The sequence below is a fragment of the Amycolatopsis sp. FU40 genome (genome assembly GCF_021903635.1).
Lineage (GTDB): Bacteria > Actinomycetota > Actinomycetes > Mycobacteriales > Pseudonocardiaceae > Amycolatopsis > Amycolatopsis dendrobii.
In genome coordinates this window covers 4,249,140-4,268,539 of record NZ_CP091381.1, presented here as the reverse complement: position 1 = coordinate 4,268,539, position 19,400 = coordinate 4,249,140, and the positions used below count along the sequence as shown (strand labels likewise).

Sequence of the window (19,400 nt, the reverse complement as noted above, 5' to 3'; positions counted from 1 at the left end):
GCACACCCTTGCCCGGCAAAGTTCGGCGTGCCTAAACTTTGAGTTGGGGCGGCCGATATCAGGGAGTGGCGCACATGGCGGTGGCGGAAGCGGCACGTCCGCGCGGCGTGGCCCGGCTGCGGGCCGGCTGGGCGCTGCTCGGACCGGCGTTCGTCGCCGCGATCGCGTACGTCGACCCGGGCAACGTGGCGGCCAACGTCAGCGCCGGCGCGCGCTACGGCTACCTGCTGGTGTGGGTGATCGTCGCGGCGAACCTGATGGCCGTGCTGGTGCAGTACCTGTCGGCGAAGCTCGGCCTGGTCACCGGCCAGTCGCTGCCCGAGGCGCTGCGCGACCGGCTCTCGACGACGGGAAGGCTCGGCTACTGGGCGCAGGCCGAGATCGTCGCGATCGCCACTGACCTGGCCGAGGTCGTCGGCGGAGCGATCGCGCTCAACCTCCTTTTCGGACTTCCGCTCGTGGCGGGCGGCCTGATCACCGGATTCGTGTCGCTGGTGCTGCTCGCGGTGCAGGACCGCGGCGGGCAGCGCCCGTTCGAACGCGTCGTGACCGGTCTGCTGGTGGTGATCGCGGTCGGGTTCCTGGCGAGCCTGTTCGTCGAATCTCCGTCGGCCGCCGGGATCGCCAACGGCCTGATCCCGCGTTTCAGCGGCGGCGACAGCGTGCTGATCGCGGCCGCGATGCTCGGCGCGACGGTGATGCCGCACGCGGTGTACCTCCACTCCGGACTGGTCCGCGACCGGCACGGCAAACCCGAACCCGAACGGCGCAGGCGGCTGCTGCGGGCGACCCGCTACGACGTCGGGTTCGCGATGCTGCTCGCCGGCGCGGTGAATCTCGGCATGCTGCTCGTCGCGGCGACGAATCTCCAAGGCCAGCAAGGCGTCGACACCATCGAAGGCGCACACGGCGCGGTCGCCGCCGCGCTCGGGCCGGGGGTCGCGCTGCTGTTCGCGATCGGGCTGCTCGCGTCCGGGCTGGCGTCGACGTCGGTGGGCGCGTACGCGGGCGCGATGATCATGCAAGGCTTGCTGCGCAAGAGGATTCCGATCGTGGTGCGGCGGCTCGTCACGCTCGCGCCGGCGATCGTCGTGCTGGCGCTGGGCGCCGATCCGAGTGCCGCGCTGGTGGTGTCGCAGGTGGTGCTGTCGTTCGGCATCCCGTTCGCGCTCGTGCCGCTGATCCGGCTCACCTCGGACCGAGGGCTCATGGGCGCGGACGTAAACCGCCGGACCACCACCGTGCTCGCGGCCGTCATCGCGGCGGTGATCATCCTGCTCAACGTTGTGCTGATCGTGCTCACCTGCACCGGTTGAGGCAGGCTCGAGCAGTCCTAACCGGACGGAACCGGCAGGGCGGCCGGACGGTCGGACTAGCATCTGCGCGAAGCCGACCGAGGAGCCCGACCCCGTGACCGACGAACAGACCCGCCCGCACGACCCGAACCGCACAGCCCCCGCGGGCCGCGTGGTGGCCGGCCGCTACCTGCTGCTCGGCGAACTGGGCCGCGGCGGCATGGGCATCGTGTGGCGCGCGCAGGACCAGGTGATCGGGCGCCACGTCGCGATCAAGGAGTTGCGGCTGCCTGAAGCTGAAGGCGCCGCGGTGTTTTCCGAGCGGATCCTGCGCGAGGTGCGCGCGGGCGGGCGGCTCAACGACCCGGCCGTCGTCACGGTCTACGACGTGGTCACCGACCAGGGCACCACCTGGATCGTGATGGAACTGGTCGAGGCGCCCACGCTCGCCGACCTGGTGCGCGCGCACGGCCCGATGCCCGAGCAGCAGGCCGCGCTGGTCGGGGAGCGGGTGCTGTCCGCGCTGCAGGCCGCGCACGCCGCCGGGATCGTGCACCGCGACGTCAAACCGGCCAACATCATGGTCGCGCCGGACGGCCGGGTGAAGCTCACCGACTTCGGCATCGCGCACGCCATCGACGACCCGCGGCTCACCACGAGCGGGATGATCGTCGGCTCGCCGGCGTTCATGGCCCCGGAGCGGGTCGAGGGCCGCGAGGCGATGCCGGAATCGGATCTGTGGTCGCTCGGCGCCACGCTGTACTTCGCGGTCGAGGGGATCGTCGCGTTCGAACGGCCCACCACGGCCGCCACGCTGCACGCGATCATGACCGAGGTGCCGTATCTGACCCGCGTGCAGGGCCCGCTCGGCGCGGTCATCCTCGGCCTGCTGGTGGCGAACCCGGAAGCCCGGCTCACCGCGACGCAAGCGCGGGCGCAGCTCGCCCACGCCACCGGGCCCACGCAACGTCCGGCCACCGCGGTGATGCCACGGCAGGAGACCCGCGTCGGCGGGCAGCCGACCCGGACGGCCGCGAAACCGGAAGGCAAGAGCCGCCGCGGCCTGTGGGCGGGCGTGATCGCGGTTTTGGTGATCGCCGCGCTGGCCGGCGGGTTCTTCCTCGGCAAGCCGGTGTGGTCGCCGAAGAAGGACGAGCAGCAGGCCGAAACCGTCACCTACGGTCCGGACGGCTACCTCAAAGCCAAGTTCTCCTCGTACGACGTCTGCTACAACGCCGTGGTCCAGGCGGGCGTGGTGATCAGCTCGGACAACAACGTCGACTGCAAGAAGAACCACACGCTCGAGGTCTACGACACGGCCGACCCGCTGCCGCTGGAGAACTGGAGCAACGACGACGCGGCCGTCGCCCCGTACCCGGGCCTGGAGGACATCAGCCGGGCGGCCGAGGCGCGCTGCGCGGCGACGTTCCGCTCCGCGGTGGTGCCGCCGCAGCAGCGCACGGGACTGGCCTACCGCGCGATCGTGCCGACCCAGCAGGCGTGGCAGGTGCAGCCGGACAGCGACAGCAGCAGCGGTCCGAACCGCAAGATCTACTGCGTCCTCGCGCGCACCAACAACGACCAGATCCCGGCGCAGATCACCGCCAAGGTCAAGTAGCCGCGCGAGAAGTTCCGCCGGGAGCGGCGCGGCGGCGGAAAATCTCCGAAGTTGCCGGTGGCACACCAGGTCGAGGCCGGGTTCGGCACTCCGACGAGGTACCGTCGTGGCCATGTCCACCTCACCTGCCGCCGCGCCCGGACGTCCGTTCGGCCGCGTGCTCACCGCGATGGCGACCCCCTTCGACCGAGCCGGGGCGCTGGACGTGAAGCGGGCCCAGGAACTGGCCGAGTACCTCGTGGACCTCGGCAACGACGGCCTCGTCGTCAACGGCACCACCGGCGAGAGCCCGACCACCACCGACCAGGAGAAGGCCACCCTGGTCCGTGCCGTCGTCGAGGCGGTCGGCGACCGCGCGACCGTCGTCGCGGGGGCGGGCACCAACAACACCGCGCACAGCATCGAGCAGGCCCAGGCCGCCGCCGAGGCGGGCGCGCACGGCCTGCTCGTGGTCACGCCCTATTACTCGCGGCCGAGCCAGGCCGGGCTGTTCGCGCATTTCACCACGGTCGCGGACGCCACCGAGCTGCCGGTCATGCTCTACGACATCCCGCCGCGCTCGATCGTGCCGATCGAGGTCGACACGCTGCAGCGGCTGGCCGAGAACCCGCGCATCGTGGCGGTGAAGGACGCCAAGGGCGATCTGATCGCCGGGTCCGAGGTCATCGCGAACACCCACCTCGCCTACTACTCCGGCGACGACGGCCTGAACCTGCCGTGGCTGTCGGTCGGCGCGGTCGGCGTGGTCAGCGTGATCGGGCACGTCGTGGCGGGCCGGATCCGCGCGATGATCGAGGCCTACGAGGCGGGCGACACGTCCACCGCGCGCACGAACCACCGCGCGATGCTGCCGGTGCTGCGGGCGATGTCGCGCGTCGGCGGCGTCGCGTTCAGCAAGTCCTCGCTGCGCCTGCGCGGCTTCGACATCGGCGACCCGCGGCTGCCGATCGTGGCCCCGTTCGACGACCAGCTGGAGCAGATCGCGGCCGATCTCGCCCAGGGCGGCGTGCCGCTGGAGGACAGCGCGGCCTCGGACTGGCATGGTGCACGGGTGGCACAAGCAGATTCGCAGGCGGCCTACACCGCCCCCACCTCGCACACCAGCGTTGGGACAATGCCCCGGTGACCTCACTTCCCGCCGGACCCGGCCCGACGCACCTCCCGCCCGCACTTCCCGAGGGAGCCCTGCGCGTCGTCGCGCTCGGCGGCATCGGCGAGGTCGGGCGCAACATGACCGTCTTCGAATACGACGGCAGGCTCCTGATCGTCGACTGCGGCGTCCTCTTCCCCGAGGACGACCAGCCGGGCGTCGACCTGATCCTGCCGGACTTCCGCGCGATCGAGGACCGGCTCGACGACATCGACGGCCTCGTGCTCACCCACGGGCACGAGGACCACATCGGAGCCGTCCCGTTCCTGCTCCGGCTGCGCCCCGACGTCCCGATCTACGGCTCGCGCTTCACCAACGCGCTGCTCGCGGCCAAGGCCAAGGAGCACCGCCAGCGGCCGAAGCTGATCGAGGTGCGCGAGGGGGAGAAACGCAAGGTCGGCGCGTTCGACCTCGAGTTCTTCGCGGTGAACCATTCGATCCCGGACGCGCTCGCGGTCGCCATCCGCACGCCGGCCGGCGTCGTGCTGCACACCGGCGACATCAAGCTCGACCAGCTGCCGCTCGACGGGCGGCTGACCGACCTCGCGGGCTTCTCGCGCCTCGGCGACGAGGGCGTGGACCTGTTCTGCGTGGACTCGACCAACGCCGAGGTGCCCGGGTTCGTCATGCCCGAGCGCGACATCGGCCCGGTGCTCGACGACGTGATCCGGCGTGTGGACCAGCGCGTCATCGTCGCCTGCTTCGCCAGCCACGTGCACCGCGTGCAGCAGGTGCTGGACGCCGCGGTACGGCACGGCCGCCGGGTGGCGTTCGTGGGGCGGTCGATGGTCCGGAACATGGGCATCGCCGCCGAGCTGGGTCTGCTGAACGTGCCGGACGGCCTGCTCGTGGACCTCGACCAGGCGAGCAACCTGCCGGAGAGCAAGGTGCTGTTCGTGTCGACCGGTTCGCAGGGCGAGCCGCTTTCGGCGCTGTCGCGGATGGCCCGCGGCGAGCACCGGCAGATCTCGATCCGCGCGGGCGACACCGTCGTGCTGGCCAGCTCGATGATCCCGGGCAACGAGACCGCGGTGTTCGGCGTCGTCAACGGCCTGACCCGGCTCGGCGCGAACGTGGTGCACCAGGGCAACGCGAAGGTGCACGTGTCCGGGCACGCGTCCGCGGGCGAGCTGCTGTACCTGTACAACGCGGTCCGGCCGAGCAACGTGATGCCGGTGCACGGCGAGTGGAAACACTTGCGCGCCAACGGGGAACTCGCGATCCGCACCGGCGTCGCGCCGGACAACGTGGTGATCGCCGAGGACGGCGTGGTCGTGGACCTGGTCGACGGCAAGGCCTCGCGCACCGGCCGGGTCGAGGTCGGGCACGTGTACGTGGACGGGCTGTCCGTCGGCGACGTCGGCGAGTCGACCCTGTCCGACCGGCTCGTGCTCGGCGAGGGCGGGTTCATCGCGATCACCGTGGCGGTCGATTCGAACACCGGCCGCGCGGTGAGCAGCCCGACGATCTCCGGCCGCGGGTTCTCCGACGACCCGAAGGCCCTCGACGCCGTCGTGCCGCTCGTGGAGATGGAGCTGGCGCGGACGGAAGCCGAGGGCATCACCGACACCCACCGCATCGCACAGGCGGTGCGCCGGGTCGTCGGCCGGTGGGTCGCCGACACCTACCGCCGCCGGCCGATGATCGTGCCGACGGTCATCCCGGTCTGATTCAGCGGCGCGCGCCCGCCAGCAGCAACGCCATCACGACGATCGCTGCCTGGCGGGCGAGTGCGTTGCGGGCTCTGCGCTGTTCGGCTCTGCGCTGTTCGGCTCTGCTCGGCCGGTTGTCCATGAAATCCCCCAGGTGTCTCGTGCGGCCCGTCCAGTGTGGCGGGTCCGCGGATAGGACACATCCCGCTCGAGGTTGGTTCCCTCGTCCGCCCGGAGAGGGAGTCAGGCGACCTCGGCGGTCTGCCGTTGGACCAGGTAGGCGCCGCCGAGCAGCAGCGCCGCCCCGACCGCTTGCGGCCAGGCGAGCGCTTCGCCGAGCAGCGCCCACGCGAACGCCGCCGCCGTGACGGGTTCGAGCAGCCCGACAACGCTCGCCACCGAGGCGGGCAGGTGGCGCAGCGCGGAGATTCCCGCGACGTAAGGGATCGCCGTCGACAGCACCACCAGGCCGAGCAGCAGCAGCCACAGCGGCGGGGTCCACGGTCCGAAGGGGACGGTCTGCCCCGCCATGCCCAGCGGCAGCGTCCACGGCGGCGCGGCGACGCTCACGAGCACCCCGCCGATCACCATGCCCCAGGTGACCAGCCCGAGCGGTTCGCGGTCGGCGACCGCGCGCTCGCCGATCAGGAAGTACCCGGCCGAACACAGCGCCGCGCCGATCCCGGCCAGCAGCCCGATCACGTCGAGCCGCAGCCCCTGCCAGACCTGCGCGACCAGCGCCAGTCCGACCAGCGCGACCGCCATCCCGAACCACAGCATCCGCGGCAGCCGCTTCTTCCGCACCACGCGCACCCACAACGCGATCAGCACCGGCGACAGGAATTCCAGCAGGATCGCGATGCCGACCGGGATCCGTTGCGCGGCAATGAAATACAGCAGCTGCGTGCCGGCGACGCCGAGCGCGCCGTATGCCAGCAGCATCGGCCATTCCCCGCGCCGGACGCGCAATGTGTGCGGTGCGAAGAGCGCGGTGCCGATCAGCAGCAGAACTCCCGCCGTCCCGATCCGCAGCACCGCCACCTGCTCCGGCGTCATGCCCGCGCCCATGACCGGTTTCGCGAGCGTGCCGGACGTGCTGAAGAAGACCGCGGCGAGCAGCACGAGCGACAGGCCGCGGCCCCGGTGGATGACCCGGGGCCGTTCCAGGACGGGGAGTTCGGTGGTCACGCGCGCGACATTACGGAGCGGCGCGACCGAACGAAACTGAGTTATTCCCCGGTTTTCAGGCCTGTCGCGACGTGTGTCGTGATCGTCGCCAGCCTTCGTCCCTGAATCCGCAGTGCCTGCAGTGCGGTGCCGTCCGGGGCCGCGGACTTGCGCGAGACGAACGAGCCGCCGTAGGGGTTGCCGGACTCCAGCAGGTGCGGGTCCGCGTAGCCGAGGGGGAGGACGATCGCGCCCCAGTGGTAGAAGATGTTGTTGATGGCCAGCACGGTCGCTTCGAGGCCGCCGTGCGCGGTGGACGCCGACGTGAACGACGTCGCCACCTTGTCGGCCAGTTTCCCTTGCGCCCACAGGCCGCCCGTGGTGTCCACAAAGGACTTCAGCTGTGCCGCGGGCCCGCCGAACCGGGTGGGGGTGCCGAACGCGAGCCCGTCCGCCCACTCCAGATCCGCCAGCGTGGCGAGCTCATGATGCGGCCCGGTGTCAACCCGCTCCTGCCACCGCCGATTGCTCGCCACCGCTTCCGGCGGCGCGGTCTCGGCCACGGTGCGGACGCGCACCTCCGCACCGGCTTCGCCCGCCCCTTCGGCGAGCGCGCCGGCGAGGGCGGCGGTGTTGCCAGTGGCGCTGTAGTAGACGACCAGAATGCGGGTGCTCACACCTGGCGACCCTAGCCGGGCTGGTGGGTGCGTCCCACGATCCGGACTCAGCGCTGCGGCTTCCAGGGACTGACCGTGTCGGTCGGCCGGGTCGGGTCGTAGAAGCGCGGCCGGATGGGTTCGTGGCGGCGCAAGGGGATCAGGCCGTCGGTGATGGCCTGCATGATCTTGGCGTGCGCGCGAACGCCCGCGCCCGGCCGCTCCGGCTCGACGTCGGAGAGGTCGACCGGCGTCCCGAAATGCACCTTGAACCGGGGCCGCCGCAACGGCGCGCTCAACCCGGATTTGGCCAGCGGCAGCAGATCCGCCGGCCCGTTCACCGTCTCCGTGCCCCAGTAGACGGCCTCGTGCGCGCCCCACTGGCTGATCGGGATCACCGGCACGCCCGCCGCGAGCGCGAGCCGCGCCGCGCCGGTCTTGCCGCGCTCCGGCCACAGCCCCGGGTCGTGGCTGATCCGCCCCTCCGGATACACGACGATCGGCTCGCGCGTAGTGCGCAACGCCTCGGCCGCTTCGGCGAACTGCCCGACCGCGGTCGCCGCTTTGGCCCGGTCCACGCGCAAATGCCCGCTGACCTTGAGCGCGGGGCCGATCACCGGCGCGTCGAGAATCCCGCCGGCGAGCATGAAACGAGGGTTGATGCCGATCCGCTTGCACGCCGCCATGAGCACGAAGGCGTCGAACACGCCGATGTGATTGGCCGCCATGAGCAACGGCTTGCCTCGCAGCTCCCGCGGCACCGACCCGGTGACCGTGAGCCGCCCGACGAGATTCACCAGCCCTCGGTCGAGGTTGAGCATCGTCCGCCAGATCGCGGGGGCACGGCGCGGAGCCTCGTCCTGTTGGAGCGCGAACATGAGCAGAGCATTTCACGGCGGCTGGATTGCCCCGGATCGGGTGGTTCTCTCTCCCGGTGACCGGGGAAACGGCGATAACGTCGGCCGCCCCGGCCGTGTTCGAAAGAGGTGCTGATGGCTGACCAGACATTCGTTTCCGACTTCGTTCAGCGGCCCGGTTACGACCCGGTACGTGCGGCCGCGACGGTGCGGTGGAGCGACTTGGGAGCCGAGATCCGCCGGATGGACGAGTCAGGTGCGGCGGACCACGAGTTGCGTGCCGCTCTTGCCAAGCTCGCGGATGCCACGTCGGAGGAGCTGAACCGGATATTCGTTCATGCGGATTGGTGCGAGGACCAGACCTACGGGGCCCGGCACAACTGCACATCTTGTCCTGACTATGTGATCGGAGTTCCTCGGCTGGCGGGGCGTCCGGTGCCGTCAGTGACGGCGCGAGCTTGGGCAAATGAAGAGGACGGGGCCAAGTCAGTCGGCGTGCACATGCTGACTGACTCCGAGGACGACGGGAGCTACGCAGAGGGCTGGTTCACCCCCGACGCGGCTCGTGCGCTGGCCACCCAGCTGGTCTTAGCAGCCGACCTGGTAGATCGTCGCCGTCGACTGTGATCTGGAGACGATTGTTTCGCCTGCGCTGCGAGTGGCACATGTGACTATCGGTCCTCGCCCGTTACCGTGAAGGCATGGCTGGGTCGGCGACGAGGAAGCGGAGCACGGCGGGAAGCGGCGGGAAGGCACCGGCGCGCAGTTCGCGTACGCCGGCGAAGTCCCGGGCGGCTGCGTCGAGCAGGTCGTCCAAGGGCTCCGCCAGGAGCAGGAGCAGCTCGCGGCCGCGGACGCCCAGTACCCGGCGCCCGGCCCCCCGGCGCAAGAACGGCGCGTTCGGGCGCGGTGTGCGCAGCACCTGGAACCTCGTGGCCAAGGGCGTCGGTTCGCTGGCCCGCACGGTCGGGCGCACGCGGGAGCTCGAGGCCGAACACCGGCGCGACGGGCTCGCGCTCGGGCTGATCGCGCTGGCCATCGTCGCCGCGGTCGGCGTCTGGTGGCGGGCGGCCGGGCCGATCGGGGCTGGGGTCGAGGTCGCGACGCGGACGGTGCTCGGCGCGGGAGCGGTGACGCTGCCGCTGGTGCTGCTCGTGGTCGCGGTCGCGTTGATGCGGTCCGAACCGAGCCCGGAGACCCGGCCGCGGATGGTCATCGGCACGGTGCTGGTCGTGCTGTCCGTGCTCGGGATGCTGCACATCTTCACCGCGCTCCCGGACACCAACGACGGCCGGATGTACGCGGGCGGAATCCTCGGCGCGTTCTCCGGCGGGCTGCTCACCAAGGGCGTCACCACGTGGGTCGCGGTGCCGCTGCTGATCCTCGCGCTGCTGTTCGGCGTGCTCGTGTTCACCGGCACGCCGGTGCGCGACATCCCGCACCGCCTACGCACCTGGGGGCTCGACGAGCACGAGCTGGCTGAATACGAGGCCGGTCAGCACGACGAAGAGCCGGAACCCGAACCCGAGGCCGACCCGAAGTCGGTCCGGTTGCGGAAGCCGTCGCGGCGGCGCCAGGCGAGCGCCGACAAGGACGGCGAGCAGCTCGACATCGACGCCGCGCTCGCCGAGCCCGCCACGCCGATCCGGCCGCCGAAGCCGGTCGCGCCGCCCGCCGAGGTGCCGGAGAAGAAGCAGAAGAAGGCTCCGGAACCCGCGCTGTCGGTCACCCGCACCGTCGAGGGCGATTACGCGCTTCCGCCGCCTGACCTGCTGAAGCTCGGCGACGCGCCGAAGTCCCGCAGCAAGGCCAACGACCAGATGATCGAGGCGATCACCGGCGTCCTCGACCAGTTCAACGTCGACGCGCAGGTCACCGGCTTCACCCGCGGCCCGACGGTCACCCGGTACGAGGTCGAGCTCGGCCCGGGCGTGAAGGTCGAGAAGATCACCGCGCTGACCAAGAACATCGCCTACGCGGTGGCCACCGACAACGTCCGCCTCCTCGCGCCGATCCCGGGCAAGTCCGCGGTCGGCATCGAGGTGCCCAACTCCGACCGCGAGATGGTGCGCCTCGGCGACGTGCTGCGCGCGCCGACCACGGTCAAGGACAACCACCCGATGCTGATCGGGCTGGGCAAGGACATCGAGGGCGAGTTCGTCACCGCGAACCTCACGAAGATGCCGCACCTGCTGGTCGCCGGTTCCACCGGTTCCGGCAAGTCGAGCTTCGTGAACTCGATGCTGGTGTCGCTGCTGGCCCGTTCGACGCCCGCCGAGTGCCGGATGATCCTGATCGACCCGAAGATGGTCGAGCTGACGCCGTACGAGGGCATCCCGCACCTGATCACGCCCATCATCACGCAGCCGAAGAAGGCCGCCGCCGCGCTGGCCTGGCTGGTGGAGGAGATGGAGCAGCGCTACCAGGACATGCAGGCCAACCGGGTCCGCCACATCGACGACTTCAACGCCAAGGTCCGCTCCGGCGACATCACCGCGCCGCCGGGCAGCGAACGCGAGTACCAGCCGTACCCGTACATCATGGCGATCGTCGACGAGCTCGCCGACCTGATGATGACCGCCCCGCGCGACGTCGAGGACGCGATCGTGCGGATCACCCAGAAGGCCCGTGCCGCGGGCATCCACCTGGTGCTCGCGACGCAGCGGCCGTCGGTCGACGTCGTCACCGGCCTGATCAAGACGAACGTGCCCTCGCGGCTCGCGTTCGCCACGTCGTCGCTGACCGACTCGCGGGTCATCCTCGACCAGCCGGGCGCGGAGAAGCTGATCGGCATGGGCGACGCGCTCTACCTGCCGATGGGGGCCGGGAAACCGGTCCGCATCCAGGGCGCGTTCGTCGGCGACGAGGAAATCGCCGCGGTCGTCAACTTCGCCAAGGAACAGGCGCAGCCGGACTACAACGAGGGCGTCACCAGCGCCAAGGCCGGCGAGAAGAAGGAAATCGACCCGGACATCGGCGACGACCTCGACGTCCTGTTGCAGGCCGCCGAGCTGATCGTCACGTCGCAGTTCGGGTCGACCTCGATGCTGCAGCGCAAGCTCCGCGTGGGCTTCGCCAAGGCCGGACGGCTCATGGACCTGCTGGAAAGCCGCGGCGTGGTCGGCCCGTCGGAGGGCTCGAAGGCTCGCGACGTGCTCATCAAGCCGGAGGAACTGGAGTCGGTGCTGTTCATGATCCGCGGCGGCTCCGACGCGGGCGGCTCGCCCGCCGGCGGCGAGGACGAAGACTTCTGAGCCGCGCGTGCAACCCGGCGGCACCCCGGTCCCGTCCCTTGGGCATGGACCTCAAGAAGCTCGCACTGGGTATCGGGACGGCCGCCGCGCTGGCCGGGTGCGCGGGCGGCACGGTCGCTGTCGCGCAGACACCGTCGCGACCGCCTGCCGCTGAGCTGGGCGGGAACGTGGCGCTCACGCCCGGCCAGGAGGTGCAGGTCGCGGGCCGGGACCTGACCGTGCGCTACCGCCAGCTGGTCTCGGATTCGCGCTGCAAGCCGGGCAGGCAATGCTTCGTGGCGGGGGAGGCGGTCGTGGCGCTGGTCCTGACCGAACCGGGCCGCGGCGAGCACACGTCCGCGCAGTTGCACACCGGCCGCCAGGGCCCGGACGCGACGACGTTCGCCGGGACGACGGTGAAGCTCGCCGCGGTGGACGGGTCGGGGGAGCACATCCTGGTCCGGTTCTCCTGAGCGGTCAGAACTCCAGCAGCATCCGCGAGTTCCCGAGCGTGTTCGGCTTGACGTAAGGCAGGTCGAGAAACTCCGCCACGCCCGGGTCCAGCGACCGCCGCATCTCCTCGTACACCTCGTGCGACACCGGGGCGCCGTCGATCTCGACGAATCCGTGCCCGGCGAAGAACGACGTCTCGAACGTCAGCACGAACAGCCGCTTGAGCCCCAGCTCGCGGGCCTCTTCGACGAGCCTGCCGACCAGCGCGCGGCCGATCCCGCGGCCGCGCGCCGCCTTGTCGACCACCACGGTGCGCAGTTCGCCGATGTCCTCCCACAGCACGTGCAGCGCGGCGGCGCCCAGCACGTCCTCGTCGTCCGTCTCCTCGTCGATCGCGACCCAGAACTCCTGCACCGCCTCGTAGAGCGTGACCAGATCTTTTTCCAGGAGCACGCGGCCCGCGTCGGAATCGACGAGGGCCTTGATCTTGCGGACGTCGGCGATCCGCGCGCGGCGGACGGACGGGGAGCGGGAATCGGGCACCTGGTCAAGATAACGACCGCGAGGACCGGCCGCGCCGAGCGGCTCCGTCAGGGGCTTTGCCGGTCGTGCGGGGAGCGAAGTTCCCGGCGGTCAGGCTGGGCCGGCGACGGCCGGCTCGGGCCCGGGAGGTCCTTCGGCCTCGGCAGTCGCGCCTCGGTCGCGTCTCGAATCGCGGGCGTTGGCCGAGCGGCTCCATCGGGGGACCCCGGATGCGTGACGCCGCGAGCCGTCACGTATAGCTAGTGAGCGCACATGACCAGTAGTCGGCGGCCCGGCCCGCTGCCGGCCCTCGGGAGGAACCCTGCATGTCCGGCACCACGGTGGTCGCCCCGGAACGGCCCGGCAAACCTCCCGCCGGGCCGAGCGCGCAGGCGCGGTTCCGGCCCGAGCTGCAGGGCGTGCGGGCGCTGGCCTCGGTGCTGGTCGTCGTCTACCACGTGTGGTTCGACCGCATTTCCGGCGGCGTCGACGTGTTCTTCCTCGTCTCCGGGTTCCTGATCACCGGCCAGCTCTACCGGGCGCTGCTGCGCGGCCGCATCGAGCTGCGCGCCACCTGGGGCCGGATGATCAAGCGGCTCTTCCCGGCCGCGATGACCGTGCTGCTGACCGTCGTGGTCCTCTCGCAGCTGCTGCTGCCGCAGGACCGCTGGTTCCAGACGATCCGCGAGGTCGTCGCCTCGGCGCTGTTCTACGAGAACTGGCAACTCGCGGCCGATTCGGTCGACTACTTCGCCCAGCACAACAGCGCGAGCCTGGTGCAGCACTTCTGGTCGCTGTCCATCCAGGGCCAGTTCTACCTGCTGTGGCCGCTGCTGTTCGTCGGCCTCGGCCTGCTCGTGCGCAGGCTCGGCTGGTCGCTGCGGCGCACGGTGAACCTGCTGCTGATCGTCCTGTTCGCCGCCTCGCTCGCGTATTCGGTGTACCTCACCGCCGCCGACCAGCCGCTGGCCTACTTCCACGGCCTCACCCGAGTATGGGAATTCGCGCTCGGCGGCCTGATGGCGATGTTCCTCGACCAGGTCACGCTGCCGCGGCTGCTGCGCATCGTGCTCGGCTGGATCGGCGTCGCCGGGCTGGTGCTGTGCGGCGTGCTGCTCGAGGTCGACAGCGTGTTCCCCGGCTGGATCGCGCTGTGGCCGACCCTTTCCGCGGGACTGGTGCTGGTCGCCGGGCAGACCGAAAGCGTGCTCGGCGCGGACCGCTGGCTCAGCTCGAAGTTCCTCGGCTACGTCGGCAACCTCAGCTTCTCGCTGTACCTGTGGCACTGGCCGGTGCTGGTGTTCTACCTGATCGTCCGCGACCGGGTAGCGGTCGGCCTGCTGGGCGGCACGTTCGTGGTCGGCGTGTCGTTCCTGCTCTCGATCCTGACCTATCACCTGATCGAGAACCCGATCCGGCTGTCGAAGATCGGCACCGCGAAACAGTGGGGCGCCTACCGGTTCGGCGTGCTCGCGCTGGCCCCGGTGCTCGTCGCGAGCGGCGTCTGGCAGGGCGTGAGCAGCGCGCGGGCGAACTACGAGATCGCCATCGGCGACCCGGACCACCCGGGCGCGGTCGCACACGCGCCGGGCTTCGTCTACCGCGGCGCGTCGTCGCCGTCGATCGTGCCGCCCACGGTGAAGCTGGCCGACGACTGGGCCCGCACGCCCCCGGACCAGTGCTCGATCTCGCCGCGCAACAAAGAACTCCAGATCTGCACCGAGTCCCCGGAAGGCCCGCCGGCGAAGCGGGTGGTGCTCGTCGGGGATTCGCACATCCAGCAGTTCCTCGCGTCGTTCCGGCCCGCGGTGACCTCCGACGGCTGGCAGGTCTCGACCATGTTGAAGGGTGCGTGCCCGTACTCGTCCGGTTCCGAGCTGATGCCGGGCGACCAGCCCTGCCTCGACTGGAACAAGGCGGTCACCGACGAACTGCTCGACACGCGCCCGGACGCGGTGATCATGCTCGGCACCATCAACGCCAAGCCGGGGCCGAACGAGACGACGCCGAAGGGCTTCGCCGACGTCTGGGCCACGCTGGACAAAGCGGGCATCCCGGTCGTGGCCGTGCGCGACAACCCGCGCTACACGTTCAACATGGCCAGCTGCGTCGCGCAGAAGAGCCCGGCCGACCCGTCGTGCTCGGTGCCGCGGTCCGCCGCGGTGGCCGCGACGCCGTCGTGGGAGCAGGTCGACGACGTCCCGGACAACGTGACTTTCCTGGACTTCACCGACTACTACTGCGACCAGAAGCGCTGCCGCGCGGTGGTCGGGAACGTGCTGGTCTACATGGACGACAACCACCCGTCCGCGACCTTCAACACGACACTCGCGCCGATCGCGGTCAAACAGCTCAAACAAGCCCTGCGGTGGTGACCGCACGCGAAGCGGGAACGGACGAGTTCGGCGACTAGCCGTCGCGGAGCGTCCCGGGTTGGGCACAATGGGACGGCGGCGGGTTCGCCGCACGGGCACCTGAGGGGGAGCTGGTCTTTTTGACGCGCGCAGGGTGGGACGCATTCCAGGCCGCACAGTCGGAGGCGGCGGCGGGCCGGACGGCCGCGCTGACCGGCCCGGACGGCGTCGGCTGGCTGCTCGTCCCCGGCCAGGCGTGGCAGCGGAGGCGGCCGGACGGGAACTGGCAGTACACGCAGCCGCCCGCGGATCCCGGCTACCGTGGCGCCGCCCGTCCCGTGCCGCCGCCCTCTCCCGGCACTCCCGCGCCGGGGTACGGCGCGCCGCAGCAGTACCAGGGCGGGCAGCCGGGCTATCCCGGTCCCGGCGGAGGGCCCCGGCAGCCGTATCCGGGTCCGCGGAGCAACCCGGGCGGATTCGCCGGGCCGCAAGGCAATCCCGGCGGGTATCCGGGGCCGCAGGGCTATCCCGGGCCGCAGGGCAACCCCGGCGGTCATCCCGGACCCGGCGCGCCGCAAGGGAACGGATTCGGCGGCCCGCCGCCCGCCCCGCAGGGCTACCGGCCGCCGCAGCCGGGCTATCCGCAGCCGCAGCCGGGCTATCCGCAGCCGCAGGGCGGCCCGTCGTCCGGGCAAGTCCCGGCGCAGCCGCCGCCCGCCGCGCCTCCGGGACCGCAGCCGCCCGCCGCACCTTCGGGACCGCAGCCAGTCGCGGGGCCGCCGCCGCTGCCCGCCGCGCCGCCGCCGCTGCCCGCCGCGCCGCCGCCGGTCCCCGCGAGCGCCCCGGCCCCGAATCCCGCCCAACCGCCGCAGATCCGGGTCGAGAACCTGGGCCAGGCGGGGATGTTCGTCGCCGGGTCCGAATCGATGGCCGAGTTCGTCACGCGCGCCACCCGGGTGGTCGCCTGGGCGGACGCCACCCGGCACGGCACCGCGAACGGCCCCGGCGAACCGCCGCCGGTCGAACCGGAGCGGCCGGGGTCGGACGGCTCCGGCAGCAACGTGCTCGGCGACATGGCGCGGCACAGCCGGTCGGTCACGCTCGACCTGCTGGCCGCGGGCAACCGGATGTGGCAGCGCAAGGAGCAGTCCCGCTACGAAAAGGCCTACGAGGAGTGGCAGAAGGCCTACGCCGAATGGGAAAAGCGCGAAGCGGCCCGGATGACCGCGGGCACCAAGCAGCCGAACCCGTTCATCCTGCTGGTGGGGGAGCCGAACACCGGCCAGCGCCGGTTCACCCGGGCGCTGAAGGCGTCGCTGACCGACGCCGAAGTCGGCTTCGACAACGCCGAGTTCTTCGACTGCGCCGCCTTGATCGCCGAGTACGGCGACGACCCGCTCGAGCGTTCGGTGCCCGCGACGATCAACGAGATCGAGAACGGCGGCTCCGCGCTCATGCTCGCCGAGCGGGCCGACGCGCTGTTCGAGAAGGACGTCGCGGCCACCGTCCGGCTGCTGCGCAACTACGCGCGCGACCAGGACAGCTGCCGCCTGATCGTCTTGGACGGCACTGAAAAGGTCCTCGAACAGCTCAGCACCGAGGCTCCCGACCTGGTGCAGAACATGCTGCAGTACCGGCTGCCCCGGTTCGACCGGCCCGCCGAAGCGGCCGCGCTGCTCGACGTCCTCGCCCGGGAACGCTCGTTCGGCCTGCCCGCCGACGTACGCGACCGGCTCGCCGCGCTGGCCAAGGAACCCAGTGCCCGCACGGTGGAGGCGCTGCTGGACGCGGCCTCGCGGCAGGCGATCAGCCGGGGCGCGATGCCGGGCACCCGGATCGAGATCGGCCACCCGGACATCGAGCCGCTCGTCGCCGCGGCGGGCCAGCGCGGCGGGTCCTCGATCGAGGAGCTGCTCGCCGAACTGGACGGGATGATCGGCCTCGCCGCGGTCAAGGAGCGGGTCCGTTCGCTGACGTCGGAGATGACGATCGACGCGCGGCGCCGGGAAGCGGGCATGAAGGTCGCGGTGCGCAGCCGCCACCTGCTGCTGACCGGAAATCCCGGCACGGCGAAGACGACCGTCGCCCGGCTGCTCGGCAAGATCTACCAAGCGCTCGGTGCGCTGCCCAAGGGCCACGTCGTCGAGGTGACCCGCACCGACCTGGTCGGCGAGTACGTGGGACAGACGTCGCTGAAGACCCGCGCGGCGGTCCAGCGGGCCGTCGGCGGCGTGCTGTTCCTCGACGAGGCGTACAACCTCGTGAACGACAAGGACGACGACTTCGGCCGGGAAGCGGTCGCGGAACTGCTGGTGCAGATGGAAAACCATCGCGAGGACCTGGTGGTCTTCGCGGCCGGCTACCCCAAGGAGATGGACGCCTTCCTGGAGTCCAACTCCGGCCTGCGCTCGCGGTTCGCCGGCGCCATCGAATTCCCGGACTACTCCAACGACGAGCTGGCGCAGATCTTCCGCGCGATGGCGAAGGGCCAGGGCTACGAGCTTTCCGCGGACCTGCTCGCGGCGCTGCCCGAGGCGGTCCGGCGGATCCCGCGCGGCCGCGGCTTCGCGAACGGCCGGTCCGCGCGCGTGCTGCTGGAAGCGGCGATCGGCAAGCAGTCCACCCGGTTGACCACCGACGGCGGCGCGGACCTGGTCACCCTCGTCGCCGCCGACCTGCCGCAGCCCGGCGAATCCGGGGTGGGCGCGGTGGACGATTCCGGACCGCGGCGCAGCCTCCCCGAACTGCTGGCCGAGCTGGACGCGATGATCGGGCTCGACTCGGTGAAGCAGCGCGTGCGGTCCATGGTGGACGAGATGGCCGTCGACGCACGGCGGCGCGACGCGGGCATGAAGGTCGCCGTCCGCAGCCGCCACCTGCTGTTCACCGGCAATCCGGGCACCGCGAAGACGACCGTGTCGCGGCTGGTCGGGCAGATCTACCGCGAGCTGGGCGTGCTGCCGTCCGGGCACCTCGTCGAAGTCGGCCGCGGCGATCTCGTCGCCGAGTTCACCGGCCAGACCGCGCCGAAGACCCGCGAAGTGTGCGAACGGGCCGCGGGCGGCGTGCTGTTCATCGACGAGGCGTACAACCTCGTGCGCGACGACAACGACGACTACGGCAAGGAAGCCGTCACCGAACTGCTGGTGCAGATGGAGAACCACCGCGACGACCTGGTGGTCTTCGTCGCGGGCTATCCGAAGCAGATGGACGAGTTCCTCGAGTCCAACCCGGGCCTGCGGTCGCGCTTCTCCGGCCGGATCGAATTCCCGGACTACACCAACGAAGAACTCGCCGGGATTTTCACCGTGATGGCGAAGAGCCAGGGCTACGAGCTCTCCGCCGACCTCGCCGCCGCGCTGCCCGAGGCGATCCGCCGCATCCCGCGCGGCCGCGGATTCGCGAACGGCCGGTCCGCGCGCGGACTGCTGGAAGCCGCGATCAGCGGGCAGTCCGGCCGGCTCGCCGCCGCCCCGGACACGCCGCCGGACCAGCTGGCCGTCCTGGTGGCCGCGGACCTGCCGGGCGAGGCCGGGGTCGCGGTCAGCGACGACGCCGGACCGCGCCGCGGACTGGACGACCTGCTCGCCGAACTCGACGGCATGATCGGCCTGGACGGGGTGAAGGAGCAGGTCCGCGCGCTGGTCGCGGAAACGCGGCTGGACGCGCGCCGCCGCAAGGCCGGGCTGCCGGTCGGGGCGCGCAGCAGGCATCTGGTGTTCACCGGCAACCCCGGCACGGCGAAGACGACCGTCGCGCGCTTGATGGGACAGCTCTACCGCGAGCTCGGCGTGCTGCCGTCCGGGCATCTGGTCGAGGTCGCGCGGCCGGACCTGGTCGGCGAGTACATCGGCCAGACCGCGCCGAAAACCCGCGAGGTGTGCGAACGGGCGATCGGCGGGCTGCTGTTCATCGACGAGGCCTACAACCTGGTCCAGACCTACTCGAACGGCGCCGACTTCGGGGCCGAGGCGGTCGCGGAACTGCTGGTGCAGATGGAGAACCACCGCGAGGACCTGATCGTGATCGCCGCGGGCTACCCGGCGGACATGGACCGCTTCCTCGACGCCAACGCGGGACTGCGGTCCCGCTTCGGCGCGACGGTGCATTTCGCCGACTACGACAACGACCAGCTGGCCGCGATCTTCACCGCCATGGCGGGCAAACAGGGCTACCGGCTCGACGCCGCGCTCGCCGAAGCGCTGCCCGGCTTCATGGCCGGCCTCGACCGCGGAACGGGTTTCGCCAACGGCCGTTCGGCCCGCGGCCTGCTCGAACGCGCGATCCGGGCGCAGGCGATGCGGCTGGCCGGGCCCGACGTCGACCTGGAGGCGCTGGACGACGCGGAGCTGACGCTGCTGACGGTTCCGGACGTGTCCACAGCGGAGTGATCCCGCGCCGGGGACTCGCGCCGGGTGCGGCCCGGCCGACCGGCCCCGGCGC

The 19,400-nt window shown here is 71.3% G+C and carries 15 protein-coding genes; 9 read left to right on the top strand and 6 right to left on the bottom strand.

The window, feature by feature from the left end:
- The first annotated feature begins 74 nt into the window (after nt 1-74).
- The 4 genes from L3Q65_RS20385 (at nt 75) to L3Q65_RS20370 (ending at nt 5,733) form a co-directional block, all read left to right on the top strand.
- Entirely contained in the window at nt 75-1,316 is a 1,242-nt protein-coding gene (locus L3Q65_RS20385) for an Nramp family divalent metal transporter (RefSeq protein WP_182893406.1), read from the top strand.
- Between the two features lie 94 nt (nt 1,317-1,410).
- On the top strand, nt 1,411-2,913 hold the full coding sequence (locus L3Q65_RS20380) for a serine/threonine-protein kinase (protein ID WP_182893405.1): 1,503 nt from the start codon (nt 1,411-1,413) through the stop codon (nt 2,911-2,913).
- Between the two features lie 112 nt (nt 2,914-3,025).
- Entirely contained in the window at nt 3,026-4,039 is a 1,014-nt protein-coding gene (dapA, locus tag L3Q65_RS20375; RefSeq protein ID WP_182893404.1) for a 4-hydroxy-tetrahydrodipicolinate synthase, read from the top strand.
- A gap of 104 nt (nt 4,040-4,143) precedes the next feature.
- Nucleotides 4,144-5,733: a ribonuclease J gene (locus tag L3Q65_RS20370; RefSeq protein WP_237600918.1), complete on the top strand. Its 1,590-nt coding sequence runs from the start codon at nt 4,144-4,146 to the stop codon at nt 5,731-5,733.
- Nucleotide 5,734: 1 nt separating this feature from the next.
- On the opposite strand, the gene L3Q65_RS47340 is transcribed toward L3Q65_RS20370, so the two are convergent.
- The 4 genes from L3Q65_RS47340 to L3Q65_RS20355 all read right to left on the bottom strand — a co-directional run bounded on the left by L3Q65_RS47340 (nt 5,735) and on the right by L3Q65_RS20355 (nt 8,416).
- Nucleotides 5,735-5,857 carry a hypothetical protein gene (locus tag L3Q65_RS47340; protein ID WP_255751369.1) on the bottom strand — a complete coding sequence of 41 codons (123 nt, stop codon included), beginning with the start codon at nt 5,855-5,857 and terminating at the stop codon, nt 5,735-5,737.
- 101 nt (nt 5,858-5,958) lie between these two features.
- Nucleotides 5,959-6,903 (bottom strand): DMT family transporter, encoded by a 945-nt coding sequence (locus L3Q65_RS20365; RefSeq protein ID WP_182893402.1) that lies wholly within the window; start codon nt 6,901-6,903, stop codon nt 5,959-5,961.
- A 41-nt stretch (nt 6,904-6,944) separates the two neighbouring features.
- Nucleotides 6,945-7,559, bottom strand: a complete 615-nt coding sequence (gene wrbA, locus L3Q65_RS20360; RefSeq protein WP_182893401.1) for an NAD(P)H:quinone oxidoreductase — start codon at nt 7,557-7,559, stop codon at nt 6,945-6,947.
- A gap of 47 nt (nt 7,560-7,606) precedes the next feature.
- Complete coding sequence (locus tag L3Q65_RS20355) at nt 7,607-8,416, bottom strand: 1-acyl-sn-glycerol-3-phosphate acyltransferase (protein WP_237600556.1); 810 nt, start codon at nt 8,414-8,416, stop codon at nt 7,607-7,609.
- 114 nt (nt 8,417-8,530) lie between these two features.
- Between L3Q65_RS20355 and L3Q65_RS20350 the strand changes: the two genes are divergently transcribed.
- Complete coding sequence (locus L3Q65_RS20350) at nt 8,531-9,022, top strand: hypothetical protein (protein WP_182893399.1); 492 nt, start codon at nt 8,531-8,533, stop codon at nt 9,020-9,022.
- Nucleotides 9,023-9,083: 61 nt separating this feature from the next.
- On the opposite strand, the gene L3Q65_RS20345 is transcribed toward L3Q65_RS20350, so the two are convergent.
- Entirely contained in the window at nt 9,084-9,317 is a 234-nt protein-coding gene (locus L3Q65_RS20345; RefSeq protein ID WP_237600555.1) for a hypothetical protein, read from the bottom strand.
- Between L3Q65_RS20345 and L3Q65_RS20340 the strand changes: the two genes are divergently transcribed.
- Nucleotides 9,307-11,649, top strand: coding sequence for a DNA translocase FtsK (locus L3Q65_RS20340; RefSeq protein WP_237600554.1), 2,343 nt, complete (start codon nt 9,307-9,309; stop codon nt 11,647-11,649). The two genes, L3Q65_RS20345 and L3Q65_RS20340, sit on opposite strands and share 11 nt — an antisense overlap.
- A gap of 44 nt (nt 11,650-11,693) precedes the next feature.
- Nucleotides 11,694-12,101 carry a hypothetical protein gene (locus L3Q65_RS20335; RefSeq protein ID WP_237600553.1) on the top strand — a complete coding sequence of 136 codons (408 nt, stop codon included), beginning with the start codon at nt 11,694-11,696 and terminating at the stop codon, nt 12,099-12,101.
- A gap of 4 nt (nt 12,102-12,105) precedes the next feature.
- Here L3Q65_RS20335 and L3Q65_RS20330 read toward each other — a convergent pair whose 3' ends face one another.
- Nucleotides 12,106-12,624 (bottom strand): amino-acid N-acetyltransferase, encoded by a 519-nt coding sequence (locus L3Q65_RS20330; RefSeq protein WP_182893396.1) that lies wholly within the window; start codon nt 12,622-12,624, stop codon nt 12,106-12,108.
- A gap of 305 nt (nt 12,625-12,929) precedes the next feature.
- Between L3Q65_RS20330 and L3Q65_RS20325 the strand changes: the two genes are divergently transcribed.
- Nucleotides 12,930-14,978, top strand: coding sequence for an acyltransferase family protein (locus L3Q65_RS20325; RefSeq protein ID WP_237600552.1), 2,049 nt, complete (start codon nt 12,930-12,932; stop codon nt 14,976-14,978).
- 119 nt (nt 14,979-15,097) lie between these two features.
- Nucleotides 15,098-19,348 carry an AAA family ATPase gene (locus L3Q65_RS20320; protein WP_237600551.1) on the top strand — a complete coding sequence of 1,417 codons (4,251 nt, stop codon included), beginning with the start codon at nt 15,098-15,100 and terminating at the stop codon, nt 19,346-19,348.
- Nucleotides 19,349-19,400 lie beyond the last annotated feature (52 nt).